This is a genomic window from Mesorhizobium sp. M0676 (genome assembly GCF_040320535.1).
Classification (GTDB): domain Bacteria; phylum Pseudomonadota; class Alphaproteobacteria; order Rhizobiales; family Rhizobiaceae; genus Mesorhizobium.
The window spans coordinates 16370-36541 of record NZ_JAMYPU010000029.1; the positions used below are offsets into that span (position 1 = coordinate 16370).

General features: G+C 64.4%; 18 protein-coding genes. 3 read left to right on the forward strand and 15 right to left on the reverse strand.

Going from position 1 to position 20172, the window contains the following annotated elements; translation table 11 throughout:
• Positions 1-43: 43 nt before the first annotated feature.
• The gene (locus tag NKI35_RS25485; RefSeq protein ID WP_023668677.1) at positions 44-1021 is read right to left on the reverse strand and encodes a TRAP transporter substrate-binding protein; all 978 of its coding nucleotides are present in this window, start codon (positions 1019-1021) and stop codon (positions 44-46) included.
• A 38-nt stretch (positions 1022-1059) separates the two neighbouring features.
• Positions 1060-2469 (reverse strand): glucuronate isomerase, encoded by a 1410-nt coding sequence (uxaC, locus tag NKI35_RS25490; RefSeq protein ID WP_352462258.1) that lies wholly within the window; start codon positions 2467-2469, stop codon positions 1060-1062.
• Between the two features lie 175 nt (positions 2470-2644).
• Between uxaC and NKI35_RS25495 the strand changes: the two genes are divergently transcribed.
• Positions 2645-4147 (forward strand): mannitol dehydrogenase family protein, encoded by a 1503-nt coding sequence (locus NKI35_RS25495; RefSeq protein ID WP_352741752.1) that lies wholly within the window; start codon positions 2645-2647, stop codon positions 4145-4147.
• Positions 4148-4247: 100 nt separating this feature from the next.
• Here NKI35_RS25495 and NKI35_RS25500 read toward each other — a convergent pair whose 3' ends face one another.
• The 6 genes from NKI35_RS25500 to NKI35_RS25525 all read right to left on the reverse strand — a co-directional run bounded on the left by NKI35_RS25500 (position 4248) and on the right by NKI35_RS25525 (position 10057).
• Positions 4248-4655, reverse strand: a complete 408-nt coding sequence (locus NKI35_RS25500; protein WP_023668674.1) for a F0F1 ATP synthase subunit epsilon — start codon at positions 4653-4655, stop codon at positions 4248-4250.
• 109 nt (positions 4656-4764) lie between these two features.
• Positions 4765-6336: a F0F1 ATP synthase subunit beta gene (gene atpD / locus NKI35_RS25505; RefSeq protein WP_023698224.1), complete on the reverse strand. Its 1572-nt coding sequence runs from the start codon at positions 6334-6336 to the stop codon at positions 4765-4767.
• A 70-nt stretch (positions 6337-6406) separates the two neighbouring features.
• Positions 6407-7291: a F0F1 ATP synthase subunit gamma gene (locus tag NKI35_RS25510; RefSeq protein ID WP_023698225.1), complete on the reverse strand. Its 885-nt coding sequence runs from the start codon at positions 7289-7291 to the stop codon at positions 6407-6409.
• Between the two features lie 34 nt (positions 7292-7325).
• The gene (gene atpA / locus NKI35_RS25515) at positions 7326-8855 is read right to left on the reverse strand and encodes a F0F1 ATP synthase subunit alpha (RefSeq protein ID WP_023684101.1); all 1530 of its coding nucleotides are present in this window, start codon (positions 8853-8855) and stop codon (positions 7326-7328) included.
• Positions 8855-9415 carry a F0F1 ATP synthase subunit delta gene (locus NKI35_RS25520; RefSeq protein WP_023698226.1) on the reverse strand — a complete coding sequence of 187 codons (561 nt, stop codon included), beginning with the start codon at positions 9413-9415 and terminating at the stop codon, positions 8855-8857. Before NKI35_RS25520 ends, atpA begins: the two co-directional genes overlap by 1 nt.
• A gap of 246 nt (positions 9416-9661) precedes the next feature.
• Positions 9662-10057: an AGROH133_08824 family phage infection protein gene (locus NKI35_RS25525; RefSeq protein WP_023684099.1), complete on the reverse strand. Its 396-nt coding sequence runs from the start codon at positions 10055-10057 to the stop codon at positions 9662-9664.
• Between the two features lie 138 nt (positions 10058-10195).
• Here NKI35_RS25525 and NKI35_RS25530 point away from each other — a divergent pair, with 138 nt between their 5' ends.
• Entirely contained in the window at positions 10196-10384 is a 189-nt protein-coding gene (locus tag NKI35_RS25530; protein ID WP_023698227.1) for a hypothetical protein, read from the forward strand.
• Positions 10385-10400: 16 nt separating this feature from the next.
• On the opposite strand, the gene NKI35_RS25535 is transcribed toward NKI35_RS25530, so the two are convergent.
• The 5 genes from NKI35_RS25535 to NKI35_RS25555 all read right to left on the reverse strand — a co-directional run bounded on the left by NKI35_RS25535 (position 10401) and on the right by NKI35_RS25555 (position 17203).
• Entirely contained in the window at positions 10401-11096 is a 696-nt protein-coding gene (locus tag NKI35_RS25535; protein ID WP_023684097.1) for an aspartate/glutamate racemase family protein, read from the reverse strand.
• Positions 11097-11206: 110 nt separating this feature from the next.
• On the reverse strand, positions 11207-12541 hold the full coding sequence (locus NKI35_RS25540) for a lysine N(6)-hydroxylase/L-ornithine N(5)-oxygenase family protein (RefSeq protein WP_023668667.1): 1335 nt from the start codon (positions 12539-12541) through the stop codon (positions 11207-11209).
• Positions 12538-14358, reverse strand: a complete 1821-nt coding sequence (locus NKI35_RS25545; RefSeq protein WP_352741753.1) for an IucA/IucC family protein — start codon at positions 14356-14358, stop codon at positions 12538-12540. The genes NKI35_RS25540 and NKI35_RS25545 overlap by 4 nt, the downstream gene beginning before the upstream one ends.
• Positions 14355-15419 carry a GNAT family N-acetyltransferase gene (locus tag NKI35_RS25550; RefSeq protein ID WP_352741754.1) on the reverse strand — a complete coding sequence of 355 codons (1065 nt, stop codon included), beginning with the start codon at positions 15417-15419 and terminating at the stop codon, positions 14355-14357. The genes NKI35_RS25545 and NKI35_RS25550 overlap by 4 nt, the downstream gene beginning before the upstream one ends.
• Positions 15416-17203 carry an IucA/IucC family protein gene (locus NKI35_RS25555; RefSeq protein WP_352741755.1) on the reverse strand — a complete coding sequence of 596 codons (1788 nt, stop codon included), beginning with the start codon at positions 17201-17203 and terminating at the stop codon, positions 15416-15418. Before NKI35_RS25555 ends, NKI35_RS25550 begins: the two co-directional genes overlap by 4 nt.
• Before the next feature lie 121 nt (positions 17204-17324).
• On the opposite strand from NKI35_RS25555, the gene NKI35_RS25560 reads away from it, so the two are divergent.
• The gene (locus tag NKI35_RS25560; RefSeq protein ID WP_352741756.1) at positions 17325-18491 is read left to right on the forward strand and encodes an MFS transporter; all 1167 of its coding nucleotides are present in this window, start codon (positions 17325-17327) and stop codon (positions 18489-18491) included.
• A gap of 11 nt (positions 18492-18502) precedes the next feature.
• Here NKI35_RS25560 and NKI35_RS25565 read toward each other — a convergent pair whose 3' ends face one another.
• Complete coding sequence (locus NKI35_RS25565) at positions 18503-19789, reverse strand: RhtX/FptX family siderophore transporter (protein WP_023827094.1); 1287 nt, start codon at positions 19787-19789, stop codon at positions 18503-18505.
• Entirely contained in the window at positions 19786-20160 is a 375-nt protein-coding gene (locus tag NKI35_RS25570) for a hypothetical protein (RefSeq protein WP_155922495.1), read from the reverse strand. Before NKI35_RS25570 ends, NKI35_RS25565 begins: the two co-directional genes overlap by 4 nt.
• Positions 20161-20172: the final 12 nt, after the last annotated feature.

Below are 20172 nucleotides of genomic sequence, written 5' to 3' on the forward strand. Positions count from 1 at the left end.
AAAAGCGATTGGCGGGGCGGCGCCATGCCGCCCCGCCAGAAAATCACTTGGTCGCCTGGATGCGCGTCGCGAGGTCCTTGAGCTCCGGCGTCTTCAGATACTTGTCGTATACCGGCTTCATCGCATCGATCAGCGGCTGCTTGTCGATCTCGCTGACCTTGACGCCGGCCTTCTCGACGATCTCTCGCGACTTCTTCTCCTGCGCGTCCCACAATTCGCGCATCTTGACGACGCTATCCTTGGCCGCCTGCTTGACGATCGCCTGGTCTTCCGGCGTCAGTCTGTCCCAGCTCGATTTCGACATCACCAGCACTTCCGGCACGATCTGGTGCTGGTCGACGGTATAGTGCTTGGCGACTTCGTAGTGCTTGGCGGATTCGAAGCTGGGCCAGTTGTTCTCGGCGCCGTCGATGACACCGGTTTCGAGCGCCGAATAGACCTCGCCATACGCCATCGGCGTGGCATTTGCGCCAAGCGCGTTGACCATATCGACGAACACGTCGGACTGGATGACGCGGAACTTCATGCCTTTCAGATCGGCGATCGAGGTGATGTCCTTCTTGGTGTTGTAGAAGGAACGGGCGCCGGAATCGTAGAAGGCAAGGCCGACCAGATCATGCGTCTCGAAGGCCTTGAGGATCTCGTCGCCGATCGGCCCGTCCATGACATGGCGCATGTGTTCGACCGAACGGAACATGTAGGGCAGCGACGGCACCGCGGTTTCCGGCACGATGCCGTTGAACGGACCCATCGAGACGCGGTTCAGATCGATGACACCGGTCTGCGTCTGTTCGATCGTGTCCTTTTCCTCGCCGAGCTGCGCCGAATGATAGACCTCGACCGAATAGCGGCCGGCGGTGCGCTCCTTGATGAGCTCGCCGAGATATTTGACCGCCTCGACAGTCGGATACCCGTCCGGATGGGTGTCGGCCGAGCGCAGTACGGTCTGGGCGCCAGCAACGCCGATCATCAGCGAGCCGAAGGCGAATGTGGCTGCCACCAGTTTTGAAAAATGCAACATGACTGTCTTCCTCCCTTTTAAAATTCCACGCGCCCGGCTCACAGCCGGTACGCCTTCTTGGCAAGCGTGTAGGCAAGCTCCCGCGCCAGCTCATGCGCCTCGTCCTCACGCAGCCGGTGCTCGGCGACGAGACGAGCGAGAAAGGCGCAGTCAACCCGGCGCGCCACATCGTGACGGGCGGGAATCGACGGAAAGGCACGGGTGTCATCGTTGAAGCCGACGGTGTTGTAGAAGCCGGCGGTCTCGGTGGTCATCTCGCGGAACCGGCGCATGCCTTCCGGACTGTCGTGGAACCACCAGGCCGGCCCGAGCTTCAACGCCGGATAGACGCCGGCCAGCGGCGCCAGTTCGCGCGCGTAGCTGGTCTCGTCGAGCGTGAACAGAATGATGGAGAGGTCGCGCTCCAGCCCGACGCAGTCGAGCAAGGGTTTGAGCGCCGCGGCATAGTCGGTGCGGGTCGGAATATCGAAGCCTTTGTCGCGGCCGAATTTTTGGAAAACACCAGGCGAGTGGTTGCGCCATGAGCCGGGATGGATCTGCATGACCAGCCCGTCGTCGCGGCTCATCTTGGCCATTTCGGTCAGCATCTGGGCGCGAAACAGTTTGCGCTCGCGCTCGTCGTCCGAGCCGCGGCGGATGCGGTTGAACAGCTCTTCCGCCGCCGCATCGGAAAGATTGGCGGTCTCGGCCGTCGGATGGCCGTGATCCGACGAGGTTGCGCCGAAACTTTTGAAGAAGGCGCGGCGCTGGCGATGCGCGTCGAGATAGCCGACCCATGTGCCGGTGTCGCAGCCGGCGATCTCGCCCAGACGATCGAGATTGGCCGAAAATCCTTCGAAGTCGGGATCGACGACGGCATCCGGCCTGTAGGCAGTGATGACGCGGCCCTGCCAGCCGCTGTCGCGGATCGTCTTGTGCCATTGGAGATCGTCGAGTGCGCCCTCGGTCGTCGCGATGACCTCGATGTTGAAGCGCTCGAACAGCGCGCGTGGGCGATAATCGTCGCGCTGCAAAAGCGCCGCGATGGTGTCGTAATGGCGGCTAGCGGTGCTGGCGTTGAGCGGCTCTTCGATGCCGAACAGATGCTCGAGCACATGGTCGAGCCACAACCGCGTCGGCGTGCCGCGGAAGAGGTAATAGTGCTCGGCGAAGCGCCGCCAGATCGCCCTGGGATCGGTCTCGACCGGCGAGCCGTCGAGGGTCGGGACGCCGAGATCTTCCAGCCGCACGCCCTGGCTGAACAGCATACGGAAAATGTAGTGGTCGGGCACCACCAGCAATTGCGCGGGATCGGGGAATGGCTCGTTGAGCGCATACCAACGCGGATCGGTGTGGCCGTGCGGGCTGATGATCGGCAGGTCCTTGATGCCGGCATGGAGATCGCGCGCGATCGACAGCGCGCGCCCTTCGGCGGCAAAAAGCAGATCCGGATCGGTCAGTCCCGCCACGTCGTTCCTCCCAGGGGCGATATCGGTAGGATTGGAAAGAAATAATGTCAACATACAAAAACTGGATTGTTGTATGATGACTTTTAACCGGCGTCAGGTCATTGTGCGGCGGAAGAGCGGATGTTACGCCGCTAGCAGATCCCGCCCCGCACACCATCCAGCGACAAGCCGCGCCATGACCAGCAGACGCCTTTCCAACGCAACAGTGCAATCCTTGCCGGCCTCGGTCGCGGTCCCCCCCTATGATCGCGCCAGTGTCGCCCCAGGCATCGTCCATCTCGGCGTTGGAGCCTTCCACCGTGCCCATCAGGCCGCCTATGTCGATGACTGCCTGGCGGCCGGCGAGACCGGCTGGGGCATTGTCGGCGTCTCGCTGCGCAGCCCCGACACGCGCGATGCGCTGACGCCACAGGACGGGCTCTACACGCTGGCGGTGCGCGGCAGCGATGGCGAAGCGCTGCACATTATCGGCTCGATCCAGTCGATGCTGGTCGCGCCGGAAGACCCCGGCGCGGTGCTGGCCGCGCTGACCGACCCGCGCACCCGCATCGTCACCCTGACCATCACCGAAAAGGCCTATCTCAGGGCCGCCGACGGCAGCCTCGACGAAAACCATCCCGATATCGTCCACGATCTGGGCAATCCCGGATCTCCCAGGACAGCGCATGGATTCCTGGCGGAAGCGCTGGTGCGACGCCGGGCCGCCGGCACGCCGCCCTTCACCGTGCTTTGCTGCGACAACCTGCCGGCCAATGGCGCCACGCTGCACCGGCTGCTGGTCGGGTTTGCAAAACTGCGCGATGCCGGCGCTGCTGCTTCAGGCGACGCTGCCCTCGCCGGTCATATAGCCGATGACGTTGCATTCCCATCGAGCATGGTCGACCGCATCGTGCCGGCAACCACCGATGCCGACCGGGCGCGCATCGCGGTCGAACTCGGCCTCGAGGACGCCTGGCCGGTGATGACCGAACCGTTCCGGCAATGGGTGATCGAAAACAGGTTTCCAGCCGGCCGCCCGGCCTGGGAGAAATTCGGCGTCACCATGGTCGAGGATGTCCGGCCGTTCGAGGACATGAAGCTTCGGCTGCTCAACGGCGCCCATTCGGGCATCGCCTATATCGGCCTGCTCAGCGGCCACGTCACCGTCGACCGCGCCTTCGCGGATCCCGCGATCCGCGCGTTCGTCGACCGGCTCTGGGCCGAGGCCATCCCGACATTGCCTGCGGATGCCGGGCTCGACACGTCAGCCTATACGGCCGAACTTGCCGAACGTTTCTCCAACACCGCGCTGGCCCACCGCACCGCGCAGATCGCCAATGACGGCAGCCAGAAATTGCCGCAGCGCATTGTCGCTACCGCCATCGCGCGCATCCAGGCCGGCCTGGTCCCGGAGCATCTGACGCTGGTGATCGCCGCCTGGATCGCCGCCTGCGAGGCGCGCGGCAAGGACCTGCCGGAAGCCCACTTCACCGATCCGCTCGACGCGGCGCTGGCCGCGCTCGGAGCGCAGCCGACGCTGGAACGGGTGGTGACGGTGTTTGACCTCGCCGGCTTCGCCAGCGGCAGCCCCGAGCGCCAGACGCTGATCGAACTGGTTGCCGCCCATCGCGAGCATATCCTGCAAGGCGGGGTGGCGCTCGCGCTCGCGGCACTGGGTGTACCGGGAAAGACCAGGTGACCTGACGTCGCCCGGATACAAAAAGCCGGGCTTAAGCCCGGCCTGTTTCATACCTTTGCCCGACCATGACCCCTCTGATCACGTCCAATCATTCTGCGGCTTACGCCGGCAGCAGCGCGCCTTCGAGCGTGGTAAGCTGGCTAAGGAACTGCTCCGCCTTGCTGCGGCTCTGGTCGTCCTTGGCGTCGGCGGCGTCTTCCTTGGCTTCCTGGATGCGGCGGGCGAGATCGGCGCGGTCGATATCGCCGACGGCGACCGCCGATTCGGCGAGCAGCGTGCAGCCGGCAGGGACGATGTCGGCAAAGCCGCCGAACACCACATAGCGTTCTTCCTTGCCGCCGGCGGTCTTCAGCGTGACGACGCCCGGCTTGATCGTGGTCATGACTGGCGCATGGTGCGCCATGACTGTCATTTCACCTTCGGCGCCTGGAATGACGACGGACTCGACCTGCTCGGAAACCAGGAGGCGCTCCGGCGAGACCAGTTCGAACTTGAAAGCTTCAGCCATGTCAATTTAGTGAGTAGGGAATAGTGAGTAGGGAGTAGGGAGAGGACAGCTGTCCTGATCACCCGGCCGCTATTCACTACTGACTACTGACTACTCCCTATTGCCTTGATTACGCTGCTTCAGCCGCCAGGCGCTGAGCCTTCTCGACCGCTTCGTCGATGCCGCCGACCATGTAGAAGGCGGCTTCCGGCAGGTGATCGTAGTCGCCGTTGCAGAGGCCCTTGAAGCCCTTGATTGTGTCGGCGAGGTCGACCAGCTTGCCCGGCGCACCCGTAAACACTTCGGCGACGAAGAACGGCTGCGACAGGAAGCGCTCGATCTTGCGGGCGCGGGCCACCGTCTGCTTGTCCTCTTCCGACAGCTCATCCATGCCAAGGATGGCGATAATGTCCTGCAGCGACTTATAGCGCTGGAGGATCGACTGCACCTGGCGGGCGACGGCATAGTGCTCCTCGCCGACGACCAGCGGATCGAGCATGCGCGAGGTCGAGTCGAGCGGATCGACGGCGGGGTAGATGCCCTTTTCCGAGATCGCGCGGTTGAGCACGGTCGTCGCGTCCAGGTGGGCGAACGAGGTCGCAGGCGCCGGGTCGGTCAAATCGTCGGCCGGCACGTAGATCGCCTGCACCGAAGTGATCGAACCCTTGGTCGTTGTGGTGATGCGTTCCTGCAGCGCACCCATGTCGGTGGCCAGCGTTGGCTGGTAACCCACGGCCGAAGGAATACGGCCGAGCAGCGCCGACACTTCAGAACCGGCCTGCGTGAAGCGGAAGATGTTGTCGACGAAGAACAGCACGTCCTGGCCCTGGTCGCGGAAATATTCGGCGACCGTCAGGCCGGTCAGGCCGACGCGGGCACGCGCGCCCGGCGGCTCGTTCATCTGGCCATAGACCAGTGCCGCCTTGGAGCCTTCGCCGCCGCCCTTCTTGTTGACGCCGGACTCGATGAACTCGTGATAAAGATCGTTGCCCTCGCGGGTGCGCTCGCCGACGCCGGCGAAGACCGAGAAGCCGCCATGCGCCTTGGCGACGTTGTTGATCAGCTCCTGGATCAGAACCGTCTTGCCGACGCCGGCGCCGCCGAACAGGCCGATCTTGCCTCCGCGGGCGTAGGGCGCCAGAAGGTCGAGCACCTTGATGCCGGTGATCAGGATCTGCGCTTCCGTCGACTGTTCGACATAGGTAGGCGCCGGCTGGTGGATGGCGCGCATCTCGATGCCGTCGACCGGGCCTTCTTCGTCGACCGGCTCGCCGATGACGTTGATGATGCGGCCGAGCATGCCCGGGCCGACCGGAACGGTGATCGGCGCGCCGGTGTCATAGACGTCCTGGCCGCGAACCAGGCCTTCGGTGGAATCCATGGCGATACAGCGCACGGTGTTTTCGCCCAGATGCTGGGCAACTTCGAGCACCAGGCGGTTGCCGACATTGGAGGTTTCGATGGCGTTCAAAATGGCCGGCAGATGATCGCCGAACTGCACGTCGACGACGGCGCCGATGACCTGGCGAACCTTGCCGATGGCGCCGGTCTTCTTGACGGCAACGCTCGTCGTCTTCACTGCCGGGGCCGCGGCCTTGGCGGGCGCGGCCGCCTTCTTGGCCGGAGCGGCCTTCGCCGCTGCTGCCGGAGCCTTTGCGGCCGCCTTGGGGGCCGTCTTCGCGGGGGTCGCTGCTTTCGCCATCGTCTTTACCCTTCTCGTCCTTTGTTTCTCACGCTCCATCAGAAGGTCGATGACCTCCTGGCGGTCGCGCCTAGAGCGCTTCGGCGCCCGAAATGATTTCGATCAGTTCCTTGGTGATCTGCGCCTGCCGCTGGCGGTTATAGGTGATCGACAGTTTGTTGATCATGTCGCCGGCATTGCGCGTTGCATTGTCCATGGCGCTCATTTTGGCGCCCATCTCGCCGGCTGCGTTTTCGAGCAGCGCGCGGAAGATCTGGACCGAGATGTTGCGCGGAATGAGATCGGTGAGGATCTCGCCCGGCTCCGGCTCGTATTCGTAGACGGCATTGCCACCGGCGGTCGCTTCGGCGGGAGCGGAAGCCACGCCGGCAGGAATGATCTGCTGCGCGGTCGGAATCTGGCTGATCACCGACTTGAACTGCGAATAAAACAGCGTGCAGATATCGAAGCCGCCTTCGCCGAACAGATGGATGATCTTACGGGCGATCGCATCGGCATTGACGAAGCCGAGCTTCTTGACATCGCGCAGGTCGACGCGGTCGATAATCAGCGAGGCATAGTCTCGGCGCAGAATGTCGAAACCCTTCTTGCCGACGCAGATGATCTTGACCTGCTTGCCGTCGGCCAGAAGCCGGCGGATATGGTCGCGGGCCAGACGTGCGATCTGCGAGTTGAAGCCGCCGCACAGGCCGCGCTCGGCGGTGCAGACGACGAGCAGATGCACATCGTCCTTGCCGGTGCCGGTCATCAGCGCCGGGGCATCGCCGCCGCCGCCGATCGCCTGCGTGATATTGGCCAGCACCGCACCCATCCGCTCGGAATAGGGACGCGCCGCCTCCGCTGCTTCCTGCGCGCGGCGCAGCTTCGCCGCGGCGACCATCTGCATCGCCTTGGTGATCTTCTGCGTCGCCTTGACCGAGGCGATACGGTTACGAAGGTCTTTTAATGAAGGCATGCTTCAAACCTGATCCCGAGCGTCCGGCTTCTTCTCAAGCGAAGGTCTTGGCGAAGGCGTCGATCTCGGCCTTCAGCTTGGCGCGCAGATCGTCCGACAGCGCCTTTTCCTTGCGGATGCCGTCCAGCACGTCCTTGCCGGCCGAGCGCATATGGCTGAGCAGGCCGTGCTCGAACTTGCCGACCTGGTTCAGCGCCAGCTTGTCGAGATAGCCGTTGACGCCGGCGAAGATCACCGTGACCTGCTCCTCGACCTTGAGCGGCGAGAACTGCGGCTGCTTCAGAAGTTCGGTCAGGCGCGAGCCGCGGTTGAGCAGGCGCTGCGTGGCGGCGTCGAGATCGGAGCCGAACTGCGCGAACGCAGCCATTTCGCGGTACTGCGCGAGCTCGCCCTTGATCGAGCCGGCGACCTGCTTCATCGCCTTGATCTGCGCCGACGAACCGACGCGCGACACCGACAGGCCGACGTTGACCGCCGGACGGATGCCCTGGAAGAACAGGTTGGTTTCGAGGAAGATCTGGCCGTCGGTGATCGAGATCACGTTGGTCGGGATGTAGGCCGACACGTCGTTGGCCTGCGTCTCGATGATCGGCAGCGCGGTCAGCGAACCGCCACCCAGATCGTCGTTGAGCTTGGCGGCGCGCTCGAGCAGGCGCGAATGCAGGTAGAACACGTCGCCCGGATAGGCTTCGCGACCCGGCGGGCGGCGCAGCAAGAGCGACATCTGGCGATAGGCGACGGCCTGCTTCGACAGATCGTCATAGCTGATCAGCGCATGCATGCCGTTGTCGCGGAAATATTCGCCCATGGTGGCGCCGGTGAACGGCGCCAGGAACTGCATCGGCGCCGGATCGGAAGCTGTGGCGGCGACGATGATCGAATATTCAAGGGCGCCGCGCTCTTCGAGAACCTTCACGAACTGCGCGACCGTCGAGCGCTTCTGCCCGATGGCGACGTAGACGCAGTAGAGCTTTTCCTTTTCCGGCCCGTTGTCGTGCACGGCCTTCTGGTTGAGCATCGTGTCGAGGATGATCGCGGTCTTGCCGGTCTGGCGATCGCCGATGACCAGCTCGCGCTGGCCGCGGCCAACGGGGATCAGCGCATCGATGGCCTTGAGGCCGGTCGACATCGGCTCGTTGACCGACTTGCGCGGGATGATGCCTGGCGCCTTGACGTCGACGCGCTTGCGTTCGGTCGCCTTGATCGGGCCCTTGCCGTCGATCGGATTCCCGAGCGCGTCGACGACGCGGCCGAGCAGGCCCATGCCGACAGGCGTATCGACGATGGCGCCGGTGCGTTTGACGATGTCGCCTTCCTTGATGTCGCGGTCGGCGCCGAAGATGACGACGCCGACATTGTCGGCTTCGAGGTTGAGCGCCATGCCGCGGATGCCGCCGGGGAATTCGACCATTTCGCCGGCCTGGACATTGTCGAGGCCGTAGACGCGAGCGATACCGTCACCGACGGACAGCACCTGGCCGACTTCGGAGACCTCGGCCTCCTTGCCGAAATTCTTGATCTGGTCTTTGAGAATTGCGGAAATTTCCGCGGCGCGGATGTCCATCAGCCGACCTCTTTCAGTGCAAGCTTGAGCGAATTGAGTTTGGTTTTGAGCGACGTATCGATCTGGCGCGAGCCCATCTTGACCACCAGCCCGCCGAGCAGCGACGGATCGACGGTAACAGTGATGGCCACGTCCTTGCCGGCGACGCCTTTCAGCGCGGCCTTGAGTTCGGTCTGCTGGGCAGCCGTCAGTTCATGCGCCGAAGTGACCTCGGCTGATGTCTCACCGCGCTGTTCGGCGGCGATCTTGCGAAAAGCCTTGATCATGCCGGGCACCGCGAAGAGCCGGCGGTTGCGGGCGACGACGCGCAGAAAATTGCCGGTCAGGCCGGTGATGCCGGCTTTGTCGGCGATCGACGCGATTGCCTTGGCCTGGTCCTCGCTGGAGAACACCGGGCTGTTGATGAGGCGCGTCAGGTCGACGCTGTCATCCAGCATCTTGGCGAAACTGTTGAGGTCGGCCTCGACCTTGGCCACTGAATTCGACTGCCGCGCAAGTTCGAACAGCGAACCCGCGTAGCGTTCTGCGACACCTGAGATTGGCGATGACGATTGAGCCACGGACCGTCTTTTCTCTTGTCTGAGGGGCCGCAGATTGTTGGCGCGAGCAAAAACTCTGGCTAAATCTTTGACCTTACTAAGTTTTTCCAAGCACGGAGGCGCGGCTTCCGCTATCCCCGGCCGAAAGTCGATTGCCGTCTAGCACAGGCATTTTAAGACCGCAATGCGTCGTCCCGCATGCTTTTCGGGCACTATTGTCGCATCCGGCCGCAGAGTTCAACCGAAGCCTTTGGATTGGCTGCCGATTCAGGGCAGAAAGCCGAAGACGAAGGCAAGCGGCAACGCGGCCAGGACGAGTTCGACGACGATCGACGCCCAGTTGAAAGGCGTGTTGGCGCCGTCCGACATCATCGACAGCAAACGGCCAAAAGCGGTGAACAGCCAGGAAAAGCCGAGTGCCATATAGAGCCACGGCTGCGCCAACAGAATGCAGCACAGGCTGACGCCGAGATAGAAGCCCGACATGCGGCCGCGCCCTTCCGCGATTGCCGCTGCCCTTTCGGGCCGGACCTGCAGCCGCAGAATCCGAAATGCCAGCCCTGGCGCGAGGAAAAACAGCAGACCGAGCGCCAAGGTGACGACGGCGCTGGACCAAGCCAGCCATTCGCCCTGGCTGGTCGGCCACGGAAACGCGAATTCCATCTTGCTTTCATCCCCTCACAGCAATGCCGGATGCATTGAATGTCGCTGCAAAAAGAAGTCAAGCGCGCGGCAGTTTCGGCGCGCAATTCGTGAAGGAGCGGAAGGCTGTTTAGGCCGCGCACGCGTCCGGCCAGCATCGTGGCCAACCTGTATTATCAGGCGACGCCTCCCTCCTATCTGCAGGACCGGTTTTGCACAGCCAAAGGCCCCGACACCGGTCGCCTTTATTTCCTGACCGGGCACCTCAATCTGGCCGGCACGGAAGCAGATCGATGGAAGCTGAAAGTGGCCGGCAGCGGCAATGTCGCCGTGGCTGCCCAGCCCTGATCCTTGTTTTGACCCTTCAGGGCAGCATGAATGCGACCGCCGCCTCAGCATGGATGCGCGTGGTGTCGAACACCGGAATGTCGAAATCGCGCTCGCCAATCAACATGGTGATCTCGGTGCAGCCCATGATGACGCCATCGATCTTCTCATCGCGCCGCAGACGGGCGACCTCGTCGATATAGGCCGCCTTCGATGCCGCGTTGACGATGCCCCGGCAAAGCTCGTCGTAGATTACCTGGTGCACCATGTCGCGCCCGGCCTGGTCCGGCACCACGGGCTGCAGCCCGTATTTCTCCGTCAGCCGGCCCTTGTAGAAATCCTGCTCCATGGTGAAGCGGGTCGCCAGCAGCGCCGGCCGCTTGACGCCGGCGCCCTTGACCGCGACGGCCGTGGCGTCGGCAATGTGGATAAGCGGGATCGACACCGCCGCCTGCACCCGGTCGGCGAGCTTGTGCATGGTGTTGGTGCAGATCAAAAGCCCCTCTGCGCCGCCCGCCTCCAGCTTGCGCGCGGCATCCGCCAGCAGCACGCCCGCACTGTCCCAGTCGCCATGATGCTGCCGGTCGGCGATTTCGGCGAAATCGAAGGAATAGAGCAACAGCTTTGCCGAATGCAGCCCGCTCAGCCGCTCGCGCACGATCTCGTTGAGCAGGCGATAATAGATCGCCGTCGATTCCCAGCTCATGCCGCCGATGAGGCCAAGGGTTTTCATGCGCTGAGCCTCCAGCAGGACCGAACGATCTCTCTCACAGAAAAGCTTTACGGGTCGATGTCAACCTTAACGCGCGCCGTACCACGCTCTTCGGCCCGCCTCCACAAACATCACCGGGCGCCCGATTCGGTCATCCTCGCATTGGCGCCGAGATGATGCAGGCTTTGTATCGTGTGCCTTGAACTCCAGGCAACCGGCGGATCGGGCAGATCGAGATCGAACTGTGCCCGCCCGAGCAGCGAATTGACGATCTTGGCGCTGCGCCAAGCCATCAGGCTGAGCTGCGGCTCGGCTATGCCATGGCTGAGCCGGCCGGCATTGAGCGCGTAGATCCGGCGGTCGTCGGGCCCGTCCCATTCGACCTCGAAGCTGGCGTTGAGCCTGTAATGACCGCGCTCGTCCAGCGCGATCCTGTTCATGAGCGGTGCCATGCAATCAGGAATGGCAAAGGCATAGCCGGTGGCCAGAACCACCGCATCCACGGTGCGCGTCTCGATGGCGCCGTCGAAGCCGTTGCGCATGATCAGCCGGTATTCGCTGCCTTCCCGCGTCACGTTCAGCACTTCGCGGTGCGGCGTCATGTTGACCGCCGTCGTTTCCTCCGAGAGGTGCCGCAGCGTGTAAAGCTGGCGATAGATCGCCTTCAGCGTGCTCGTCGATGCGCCGTCACCGGCAAGCAGCTGCTGTTCCAGGATCGTCTCGCGCCGCCCTTGCGGCAGCCGATGGAAGTTTTCGACATAGCCCGGCGTGAAGAGTTCGTCGGTGAAAGGCGAGTCGTCCAGTGGCAGGAAATTCGGCCGCATCGAGATCCACTCGATTTCGCGGCCGGCGAAGCCGTCGGAGGAGATCAGATGCAGAAGCACTTCGGCGCCGCTCTGGCCACCGCCGATCACGGCGACACGCTGTCCGCTCAGGCGATCGAGGCGGTTGGCGGCCTGGGCGTTGTGGAAGCATTGATCGGAGGCCGCCGCCCGCGCCCAGGCGGGGATGTTAGGCACCAGCCCGACGGCAATGGCGAGATTGCGCGCGTTCACCTGCTCGCGGCCGATACGCAGCCTGAAATTCGTTCCGTCGAAGTCGATCCGGTCGACGGCGCTGGCGAAGCGCAGCGAAGACAAGTTCTCGCCGACCCATCCGAGATAGCGGGCGAATTCCGGCCGCGGGATGGCTGAGAAATCCGCGTTGAGGAATTCATAGAACCGCTTCTGCGCGACCAGATAGGACATGAACGACCATGGGCTGGTCGGATGCGTCGCGGTGACGAGATCCTTGAGGAAGGATGTCTGCAGTTCGACGCCCGGCAGCATCATGCCCGGATGCCATTCGAGCCGCGTCGCCCGATCGAAGAAGCGCGCTTCGACGCCGTCCACCGCATCGAGATGGGCGGCGAGGCTGAGATTGAACGGCCCGATGCCGATGCCTGCGAGGTCAAGCGTATGGGTCATGGCGAACTCCTTATGGAGCTGGCTGGGCTGATGGGAGATCGCCGGGCTGACTCGGGGTTAAGCGGATTGTCGAGCGGTGTGCCAAGGTCGGGCAGAGGGCGTTCGCCGCTGTCGCCGTAGCCGATGGCGAAGCGCACCTTGTTGATGGCGATGCGTGGGATCTTCGGAGCAAACAGATCGAAGAGCGCGAACCGTTCCGACAGATCCGGGTTCTGCGCCTGGTAGCGCCGGATGGCGGCGGCCAGGATGGCGTAGAAAGTCCTCTCGTCGAAGCGGTCATAGGCGGCCAGCGCCTCGGATAGGAAGCGCAGAACGCTGACGATGTGTCCCGTTTGCAGATGCTGGAGAAGATGTGCCGGCGGCCGGCGCTTCAGCGTCGACAGGATTTTGGGGTCGAGGCCGGCCAGTTCGGGAAACGGCTGGTCGACGAGATCGAGGTCGCCCTGGAAATCCTTGACCGCCACGCCGAGAGGCGTCGCTCCGTCGAGGATGATGGTGACGTTCTGGCCATGGGCGATGAAGCCGACGCCGTAACGGCACATGAAGTGGTAGAGCGGCACGAAGGCCGTGGAGAACAGGCGATCGAGCCATGCCTCCGGACCAAGGCCGGACTGCTCCATCAGGGCGCTGGCGATCGGCCTGCCATGCGCGTCGCGCTGCGGCAGGGCGCCCATCATCATCGGCCGCTGGCCCGCTGTCAGATCCTTTTCGGGGCTTTCGCGCCATATGGCGCCCAGCATCTCGCAAAACTGATAGGGCGCGCCTTCAACGCCGGTATAGTGCGGATGCGGATAGAAGGCGCCGGCGACTTCCTGCAAGACCTTGACGTCCTTGAGCACCGGGTCCGCGGCCGCCACCGTGGCCAGCCAGCGCGACAGATCGGCGCCGATCGCCATGTATTTGCCCGGCACGCCGCGCCACGCTGAGGTGTTGAGGACGGTCAGCGGCAGCTTGACGTGCAGCGCCTCGGGCCGTGCCACATTGGCAAGCGTGCGCAGCGACTGCAAGGGCAGGAACGGATCGCCGAACTGGCCAAGCGGCACCAGCCGGCCGGCGGCGATCTCGCTACCATATTGCGAGGCGATCATCGCCTGCCACTGCCAGGGGTGGACCGGCAGCAGCCTATGCGTCGATCGCGAGATCCCGGCGGCGCTGAAAGCCGCTTCGAGCCTTGCGCGCTCGTAGTCGCCGAGTGCGGCCTGCAGCAGCGCCTCTTCGTCGAGCCCGCAGTCAAGCGCCAGCAGGCAGCGATCGCTGGCGGCGGCAAGCCAGAAGAGCTGGAATGCGGTGGCCGATTCTGGCGCGTAGCGCTCGAAGTCGTCCCGTCCCCAGCCAAGCCGTCCCTTGTTGGCAGGGGCCTTCGGATGGCCGTCGAGCAATGCCTGCAACTCGGTATCCGGCAGCGCGGCTAGATCGGCGGCCGGTCGATTGCCGCGTGCCTTGGCGATCCGCATGTCGGCCATCAGCGTGTTGTAAAGCTCCTTCGCATAGATGCAGAATGTTGCCGGCGACATGCCGAGCGTCTCGCGCGCGTCGGCGAAGAAGGCGACCGCATCGTCGACCGGCAGCTCGATGCCGGCGTCGCGAGTCAGCGTCTCCGGACGGACGGCGATCTGGCCCCACAGGCGCCGCGTCGCGGCAAAGCGATAGGTCACGCCGGGGCCGGGCGTCAGCTCCCATCGGCCGGGCGAAAGCTCGCGCGGCGACAGGCACTCCTCGAAGGTCAGTTCGGAAATGGCCTTGGCGACGGCGTCGCGGTTGATCGCGGCCCAGCGTGTCGCCTCCCCCGCTTTGGCAATCGGTTGCTGCACCGTCACAGCGGCACCTCGCGGAAGAAGCGCTCGCGTTCGCAGCAGACCAGCGCCGCGCGCTTGTGCGGGAAGTCGAACTCCTTGACCTTGTCGTAGGCGGCGCCGGCGCAATAGCTCAGCATCTTCTGGTGCGCGGCGCGTGGCTCGCCGACGACGCGCTGCGTGCGCGGCTCGTCGAGGAACAGATAGTGGGTGACGGAGCGGAACAGTGACAGCGTCTTCGGCCGGCCGAGATGGCGCATATTGCCGATCAGCCCATGCCAGCCGCGGTCCCAGTCGAGCGGCTCATAATAGGGCCCGAGCCGGTCCTCCTTGGCCCAGTAGAACTCGAAATAGCCGGTCGGCTCGCCGTCGAAGCTGGCGATGACGCCGAAAATATGCGGATCGCTTTCCTGCTCGGCGAGATATTTGTCGAGATCCTCATGGCTCTGGGCAAGTTCCCAGAAGAAGGCGACGCGGCCATCGTTCATCCAGCGATGGAAGAGGTCGAGATCGGTCCGGCGGTCGATCGGCCGCAGCGACACGGTGACGCCGATTTCCGGAATCCAGCGTTCGTACATCGGGCCGCAGGGGCGCGGTTGGCGCAATGGCGGCAGCCGGTCTTCCGGGCCGATAGCGGTCGTCAATGCCGGATAGGTGACATGCGAGGCCTGGCTGCGCCACAGCAGCGGCAGCTGGCGCAGGACCGAGCGATGGATGACGGCGCATTCCGGTTCACCCGGAACCGTCTCGGTGGCCAGCGCCGAAACCGGCCACAGCGTCTTCGCCGCCGGCAGGAAGGCGCAGTCGAAGGAAGGATGCAGGCGCAGCGCGGCGTCGACGAGACCTGCCAGGATTTGCGGTTGGTCGAGGCGGCCCCCAATGAACGCGACATCGTCGATGAGCAGGCGGCCATCCGCGTCGGAGATGCGGGCCTGTCCCACCGCTGTTCCCTCAGCGTTGACCAGGCTGACATGGCCATCGCCGGCACGGATGGCGAGCGGCTCCGCGGCCGAGGCCAGATGCTGCCATCCTTCGTTGCCGGCGACGGTGGCGGGTGACCAGTTTTTCGCAGCCTCGATGTTCATGCGTATTCTCTCACATGCAGGGGGTTGGGAAGCTCGACGTAACCGGCCAGCGGGTCGGTCACCTCGGTGTTCTCATTGATGTCGCGCAGCGCGATCAGGAAATTGCCCTTGGCAGCAAGCGTCGGCGCGTTGAGCAAATAGTCGACGCAGGACCGGTCAGCCATCGGCGTGGCGGCCAGCCGCTCGAGCGAGCGGCGGAATATCGCCAGCAGATCGTCTTCGTTGGTGAGGCCAGCGGCGGCAAGGGCTGCGACGGCGGCGAAAGCGCCATTGACGACCAGATAGTAGCCGAACAGCTTCGCGGCCGCTTCCGCTGGGAAGACATGATCGCCCGCCTGACCGGCCTCGGGCACGAATTCGCGCAGCCTGGGCAGAAATTCCTCGACATAACCGGTGCCCTGGCAGTCGCGAAAATAGAGCGCATTCGGCCAGCCTCCGGAAAGACCGACGACGAGGTTCTGCTGATGGGCGCCGAACAGCAGGCCGAATTCCGAGAAGGCAACGATAAACGGCTCGATGGCGGCATAAAGGAAACGCTCGAACCACAAACGCGCCGTTTCCTCGACAGGTCGCTTCTCGTCGCGGGCGATACGGTGGACCAGGTCGGACAGATGGCTTTCGGTACGGCCGGGATGGCGCTCGCAAAGCGCGCCGAGAACGGCAGCCGGCGGATTGCCCGTGCCGCGAAACGGATTTTCGCGAAACGAGACGATGGTATCCGTCATCAGCCGGCCGTCTTCGCCACGCAGGCCGAACCAGGCGGGCTCACCCAGCACCGTCATGGTCGGACAGCGCCGCTGCAAGGCATAGCCGAGCTTGCCCTTGACCAGCCGGTGCACCGAAAGGCCGCGCCGGCACTCATGCTCCTCGACGATGCGCCTGGAATTGGTCAGGCGCAGGCTGAGCGAGAATTTCAGCATCCACTCGGCTTCAGCTGAATGAACCGTGCGCAGCGAGGTCGTGGCCCGCCACGCTGGTCCGCCGAGCCCAACATCGACGATACGGCCGGCGCAAAACAGGCGCTCGACGCGGTCTTCCAGCATGAGCCGTACGGCCTGCCACGGATGCATCGGAACGAGAACCTTGCCCTGTTGCTTGCCAGCCCGAGCAAGCAGCTGCGGATCGCTGGCGGCAAGCCCGCGGACCATCTCGGTGACATCTAGCGGCTCGACGCTGCCCCCAGTGAGGATGGTCGGGTCGACGGCCCACCAGCGCAGTTTGAACGCATTGCAGTATTCATGCCCGAAGCGCGCGGAATCCGTGTGCGTGAACTCTTCGCGACTCATCGGCGCCGGATGCACGGCATGGCCGAAGCGCAGGGCGCTTTCGGCATCGATGAAATCAGGATCGCCTTCGGAGAAGGGCCGCGACGATCCACGCGCCGCAGTCGCGTCAGCGATTGCGGCGATGCTGGCCAGGCTGCGGCGCAGGAAGGTCAGTCGGCTTTTCGCTGTCGCCCGGCCGGCAATGTCAGGCTCCGCCAGGATCAGCGCCAAAAGACTGAAAAGGTCGATCTCGGACGCCTCGCCATCGGCCCCCTCGCTACTAATATCGAGGCGCCAGAGCGGCATCGCGAACTCGTGGTAACCAACCTTCGAGCGATGCCGCGCCTCGACGAGCACCGCCGCGCGCGAGGCAGGGAAATTCAGACGCAGCACGGCCGCCTGCGGCCGAAACAGCCCGGTTTGGCTGGCGTCGACGAATTCCCAGCCATCCCATTCCCGCAGCAACGCGTTGAGGAACGGGCTTAATGCAGAGGAAGATTCTGGTTTTACTTGTTCCATGTGCATCCTCATAAATCCACACAATACTGTAGTATTATATCTTATACGCTGTGGTTATTAGAACATTTCTGTTGATTATTTATTCTAACCAGGAAATAAGCTTCGCGTTATGACGACCAGTATGAAAAATCGATCTTCGCTTCTTCGCCGCCTGGCAATCGCGGTCTCGGCAATCGGCTTCGGCCAGTCGGCCTTCGTATCGCTCGTTCCCCTGGTGATGGAGCGGCTGAGGCTCGACACGTTTGCGATCGGCGCGGCAACTGCTGTCGGCGCGGCGGCCTTTCTGGTCGGCTCGCCGCTGTGGGGCCGTATGGGCGAGCGGCTTGGCCATGCCAGGCTGCTGCGCTTGCTCGGCCTCTCCATGCTGGCCGGCCAGGCGGTGTTCGCCATTCTGCTGATAGCCGGCATGGGAGCCGCGCTCGGCATCGCTTTGCTGATGCTTTCGCGAACCGTGTACGGTTTTGCCACGTCCGGCGTCATGCCGACGGCGCAGGTCTGGGCCAGCCGCTCGGTTGCCGATGACAGGCGACAGGCCGCGCTGGGACTGCTTGGCGCCGGCGTCAGCATGGGGCGGCTGGCCGGCGCGCTGGCGGCAACGGCTGCCGTCCTGTCGCCGCTGCTGCCGCCCATCCTGTTCCTGTTCAGCCCGCTGTTGCTGTGGCTCGCGCCGGGCAAAGGGGAAGCCGGCGGACGGAGCGACGGCAAGGCAGCCGACGTCGGCCGTGGAATATCGCCCTTCGATCGCCGCGCTCTGCCTTGCCTGGCGATGGGCTTGTGCCTGACGCTCGGCTTCGGACAGGTGCAGATGATGCTCGGCCCGATGGCCCAGCAGCGTTTTGGCCTTGGTGCGACGCAGGCCACGACGGTGACCGGCCTGGCCCTGATGCTGGTCGCCATCGTCATGGTTTTGGTCCAGGGACTGCTCATGGCGCGCCTGCGGCTGGCGGAGCGCAACAGCGTCGTCGTCGGCTGTCTCATGGTTTGCGTCGGCATGACGGCGCTGGCCGTCACGGCCAGCCATGTTGCCTCGGCAGCGTCTCTGGTGGTGGCGGCGGCCGGCATTGCCCTGGCGACACCCGGCTACACCGCCTGGCTGATGAAGCGCCTGGAGCCCGGCGAGCAGGGCGCGGCGGCCGGCTGGCTCACCAGCACCCATGTACTCGGCCAGAGCATCGGCGCATTGGCCGGCGGCTTTGCCTTCACGCTCTGGCCCTTTGCGCCGCTGGCCGACTGCGCGGCGCTGGCGCTGGCCGCTGCCTGTCTCGCTGCCATGGTTCGCAAGCACTAGCCAAACCGCGCTCATTCGGCGACCTCCGGCAGCGGCTGCATCGGAGTACCCGGCTGGGCTTTTGCGGCATCGGCGAAATGGGCATTCAGCATGCGATAGGTCGCCACCACGGCGACGCCCGACAGCACTGTCGCCAGGGTGAACAGCGCGGAGTAGCCGAGCATGTCGGCGAGGCGGCCGGCCAGCATGGAGCCGACGAGATAGACGATAAGCTGGGCGCAGGACAGGATGGTGAAATCGGTGCCGGGTTGGTCCGACGACGTGACGGACATGAACAGGCTGTAGAGCGCCACGATCTCCATGTAGCGCACCAGCGTCTGCAGGAACGAGGCGCCGAAGATCGGCCAGAAGCCGGCGATAGCGCCGAAAGCGTGCAGCGCGAAGATCAGGAAGCAGATGGTTCGCAGCGCGCCGAGCAGGCCGAGCACCGAGGCGGCGCCCCTTTTGTGCAGCAGCCACGCCGCCAGCGCCGAGCCGCCGAGCCCGACGGTGAGCGCGGCACCCCCCGAGAGATAACCGATGATGTCGAGCGGCACGCCGGCATCGACGAGATAGGAGCCTTCCATCGACTTCACCAGCCCCTCGCTGGCGCGGTAGATGAGCGCGATCCACAGGATCTGGCGCGCCTCCGGCCGGCGCAGGAAACGCAGGATCGAGGGGCGGTCCATGGACGCCTGCGGCGCGCTGGCGACGGGATCGGTCTCGCGCATGGCGAAGGCGGCGACCAGCGGGATGATGGACAGCGCGGCCACCATGGCCACCATGGTTTGCCAGCCGGCATGATGATAAGCCAACAGGCCGAGCGTGCCGCCGAGAACGACGCCGAGCGCGACGGCGCCGCCCTGGATCGCATTGCCGATCGGCCTGTCCTTCGGGTCGAGATATTTGGCCGCGTAGCCGTCGGTGGCGATGTCCTGGGTCGACATCAACAGGCTCACGACAAGGCCGACGGCAAAGATACCGGCGACATCGGTCGGCTCGATCCAAAGCATGGCGGCGATGCCGGCGATGACGCCGATCTGGGTGATGATGACCCAGCCGGCGCGATGGGCGCGGGCCACTGGCCGAAAGCGATCGACCAGCGGCGCCCACAGGAATTTCAGCACCAGCGGCAGCATCAGCAGCGCCATCATGCCGATGGCGGTGCGCGACACGCCTTGCTCGCGCAGGATCGGCGGGATCGCCGCGGCAAACAGATAGCTCGGGATGGCCTGCGCCAGATAAAGGCAGGCGAGAACGACGAAAAGCCGCAGGCGCGAAAGCCCGGCTGGCGCCGGCCGGTCTGCGTCGGCGCTCATTTGACATAGTCCTTCGGTGCGTAACCGTTCAGGAAGGCGCCGGCCTCCGCCCGGCTGCGGGTGACGAGCACTGGAAAGCCGAACAGGCTTTGCCAGACGCGCTGCATGTTCTCGTCGGCGGCGGGGCGCACCAGCGCACAGGCGCGGCAGCCTTTTTCGAGCTGCTCGCGTTCCGCCTTGTACCAGAGGTTTTGCGCCTTGCGCTGGGCGTCGCTCAGCGCGATCTCGATGCGGATATCGACCAGGAGCACGAACGGCTCCCGTTCCTGCGAAAGGCGGCCGAGCGCCTCGATATAGCGCGCGCCATCCGCCGGATCGGCTGGCGCTTCTGCCAGCAGCGAGACCAATGCACCGTTTCGTTGGAGAGACACCGCCACCGCCGC